The sequence below is a fragment of the Streptomyces sp. NPDC006265 genome (assembly GCF_040613555.1).
In the GTDB taxonomy this organism is placed as follows: Bacteria; Actinomycetota; Actinomycetes; order Streptomycetales; family Streptomycetaceae; genus Streptomyces.
The window spans coordinates 1-3,246 of sequence record NZ_JBEXSH010000967.1; the positions used below are offsets into that span (position 1 = coordinate 1).

The 3,246-nt window shown below is 70.4% G+C and carries 5 protein-coding genes and 1 pseudogene; all 6 read right to left on the minus strand.

Annotated features, from left to right (window positions below; translation table 11 throughout):
• On the minus strand, window positions 1–526 hold a 526-nt coding region (locus tag ABZ281_RS43570), incomplete at its 3' end, for a hypothetical protein (protein WP_356663717.1).
• A gap of 253 nt (window positions 527–779) precedes the next feature.
• Window positions 780–1,130, minus strand: coding sequence for a metalloregulator ArsR/SmtB family transcription factor (locus tag ABZ281_RS43575; RefSeq protein ID WP_142165370.1), 351 nt, complete (start codon window positions 1,128–1,130; stop codon window positions 780–782).
• The gene (locus tag ABZ281_RS43580) at window positions 1,127–1,609 is read right to left on the minus strand and encodes a hypothetical protein (protein ID WP_356663719.1); all 483 of its coding nucleotides are present in this window, start codon (window positions 1,607–1,609) and stop codon (window positions 1,127–1,129) included. The genes ABZ281_RS43575 and ABZ281_RS43580 overlap by 4 nt, the downstream gene beginning before the upstream one ends.
• A 74-nt stretch (window positions 1,610–1,683) precedes the next feature.
• Window positions 1,684–2,104 (minus strand): annotated as a pseudogene (locus tag ABZ281_RS43585) (ATP-binding protein).
• The gene (locus ABZ281_RS43590) at window positions 2,104–2,331 is read right to left on the minus strand and encodes a hypothetical protein (protein ID WP_356663721.1); all 228 of its coding nucleotides are present in this window, start codon (window positions 2,329–2,331) and stop codon (window positions 2,104–2,106) included. Before ABZ281_RS43590 ends, ABZ281_RS43585 begins: the two are co-directional and overlap by 1 nt.
• Window positions 2,332–2,365: 34 nt before the next feature.
• A partial coding sequence (locus ABZ281_RS43595) for a SulP family inorganic anion transporter (RefSeq protein WP_356663723.1) occupies window positions 2,366–3,246 on the minus strand: 881 nt, incomplete at its 5' end.

Sequence of the window (3,246 nt, forward strand, 5' to 3'; positions counted from 1 at the left end):
GGATGACGGCGTAGATGACGTGGTACTCCACGACCGGGTTCGTGGACATGCTCGGTGACCCGTCGGACAGGTGCTGGGCCGGCGGCCACTCCGCGATCCACATCAGCGCCATCATCACGGTGCCCGCCACGGCGGCGAGCCGCAGCGCGACGCCCGCGGTGAGGGCGAGGCCGATGCCGAGCAGGCCGAGCATGAACAGCCAGTCCGCCCAGGCCGCCCCGGCCCAGTCGTGGAAGGTCGACTCCATCGGCCCGGCGGCCACCCCGCCGAGGAAGCCCTTGGTGGGCGAGCCGCCGTCGATCCAGCCCTTGCCGGACTGCGTGGCGTAGCCGAAACCGAACGTCTTGTCCAGGAACGCCCACAGGAAGACGAACCCGGTCAGCAGCCGCAGCCCGGCGAAGACGTACGCACGGGTGGCGGTCGCCGCCGACGTCGTCGTGTCGGCGTGCGCGGGAGCCGTCCCGGTCCTGCGCAGGGACGGGAAACGGAATCCCGGGTGCCGGTGCGAGTGGTCGTGAACGGCCATGATGCTCATCCCCTCCGAGGGAGCGACGCCCGAGGTGTTGACGTCTCTCGTTGCACCTTCAATGTCCCGCTTGCCGACGGGATGCCGGAGGGGCTGCAGGGCCCCGGACGACGGTCCGAACGTCCTCTCTTCCCGGGCCCTGCGGTGTGGATCACTCGTCACACTCGCCCGTCCCGGTTCTCGAGGCGGTCGCCTCCCGCCATCAGAGCGCTGTCCATGCGGCAGAAGGCGACCGCCGATCAGGGAGCCGTCGCTAGGACGGCGGTTTTGTTTCGGCCTGGGCTGCCTGCAGGTCGGCGAGCAGTTCGGCCTGCCCGGCCAGAACTCCGGACAGGATGGTCCGTGCCACCTTCAGCAACTCGGCCACCTGCGGGCTGGTCAGCGAGTAGTACACGGTCGAACCCTCTTTGCGGCTGACCACCAGGTTGGCCCGGCGCAGTACGGCCAACTGCTGGGAGAGATGGGCAGGTTCGATGCCCACCTCGGGCAGCATCTCCGCGACCGCGTGCTCACGCTCGCTGAGCAGCTCCAGGACCCGGATGCGCGCCGGATGGCCGAGCGTCTTGAAGAACTCGGCCTTCAACTGGTACAGCGGCGTGCTCACCGTGCCGTCCCCTCCCTGACCTGACAGAACGGCCCTGCCGACCGTACCCCGACGCATCGCGTCCACCCACTCGTCAACGCCATGGGCCCATCCTCGCCTCCGACGCCGGTCAAACCGAATCGCCCGTACGGGAACCGAACCGAAGTGGGGCGCTCTCCGGGGCTGGCCATTCCGTTCGCCTGCCGCTCGAAGGCCAGACCGGTGTGGACAGAAATGGCCGGGCAGTGCCCGTCGGGGACCAGTGAGCCGTCGGCCGGGATCACGGCCGGCTCCAGGCTTCGGCCACTCGCGGCAATGTGGCGGGCAGCCTCGATGATCGTCGCTTGTCCCTCGGCCGAACAGCTGCGCAGTTCCGTGAGATCCGCGACGACGGGTCCGGCGCCCCGGCCGAGGACCCAGCCCATGGCGCCGCCGAGGTGGCCGGCGACGGAGAGGATGCCCAGGTTCTCCTCGCCGCTGTATCGCCGCTCGATGGTCATGGTGGGGAACTTCCTTCTTGAGGGTGGCTATTCGCCACGAAATCGTGCGTTGGCGTCCCAGTTGCCCACGGGCTTCACCGGGGCAGATTGATCCATATGGTTGTGCCGTCGGCGTCACCGTGGACGGCAGCAGTGCCGCCGTGTTGCCGAGTGAGTTCCATGACCGTGCCAAGGCCCCCACCAATGACGGTGTCCGCTCGTGGCAGCGGGGGGGGGCTGGTAGGGGTGGCGGTCGTGGACGGCGAGGGCCAGGCGGCTCCCGCTCGCCGCGTACATCACCGTGATCTGCGGGGACATCTCGGCGGCGTGCCGGACGCTGTTGGTGACCAGTTCGCTGAGCATCAGCAGCGCCGCGTCCACAACGGTCCGGTGCAGTCCGATACCCCACTCGGTCAGCGCCTGTTGCGCGGTCTCGCGGGCGAGCCGGACCGCGGCCGGCTCGTTGGGCAGCGTCAGCACATGCCGGTACGGCAGGACGTCGAGTGCCGCGGCCATCAGGCCTCCCCAGGGGTGAGGCGGAAACCGGCCACCGTCCTGGGGTGGACGCGTTGCAGGATGTCGTGCGGGCCATGGATCCAGACGGTGCCTGTCCCGGCGCGACCGAACTCCCCCACATGGCAAGCCGAACGGACGACGGCCTGCTCCCGCGGCCCATGCACCAGCCGCCCCCGTGTGCCTCCCTCCAGCAGCCACAGCGCCTCCGCGCCGGAGACCTCGGCCATGCGGGTGGTGGCAAAGGGGGTGCAATGGGGGTACTCATCGGCGGCCCTCCTCACTGACCGACCGGGGCGCCTGGACGGGGACGGCGGGCAGCACGCCGGCGCCCTTGAGGTAGTCCCGGGCACCGCGGATCGCTTCGGGTGTGGTGGCGTACTCCCGGCCGTCGTGCCGCAGCAGCTCCAGGGCGCCGACGGAGTCCAGAACCTGACGCTGACCGGCCCGTACGCCGGACGCCATGACGATGATGCCGCGCCGCTGCAGCTTCTCCACCGCGTCCTTGAGGACGAGCGCGCCGGTCGCGTCGATGGTGCTGATCCGGGACATGCGCAGGATCACCACGCGGACGTCCGCCACATCGGTCAGCTCCAGCAGGAAGCGGTGTGCCGCGGCGAAGAACAGTGGCCCGTCGATGCGGTACGCCACGATGTGTTCGGCCAGCAGTGCGTGCTCCTCGGCGCTGTGGTCGCCCTGGTCCAGGGGCACCTGGTCGAGGCGGGCCTGCTGGGCGACCGCGCGCAGGGCCAGGCCACCGGCGACGACCAGGCCGATGATCACCGCGTAGACCAGGTCGAGGGCAAGTGTGGCGACCGCGGTCAGGACGAGGATCAGCGCATCGGAGCGGGTGGCCTTGGCCATCGCCTTCAGTGAGCCGACCTCGACCATCCGGATGGCGGTGGCCAGGAGCACGCCCGCCAGCGCGGCGAGCGGGATCTTCGAGACCAGGGGCGAGGCCGCGAAGACGATCGCGGCGAGGACCGCGGCGTGGGTAAGCGCCGCGAGCCGGGACCCGGCGCCGGTGCGGACGTTGACAGCGGTGCGGGCGATGGCCCCGGTCGCGGGTACACCGCCGAACAGCGGGGCGGCGATGTTGGCCAGGCCCTGGCCGAACAGCTCGCGGACCGGGTCGTGCTGCTGGC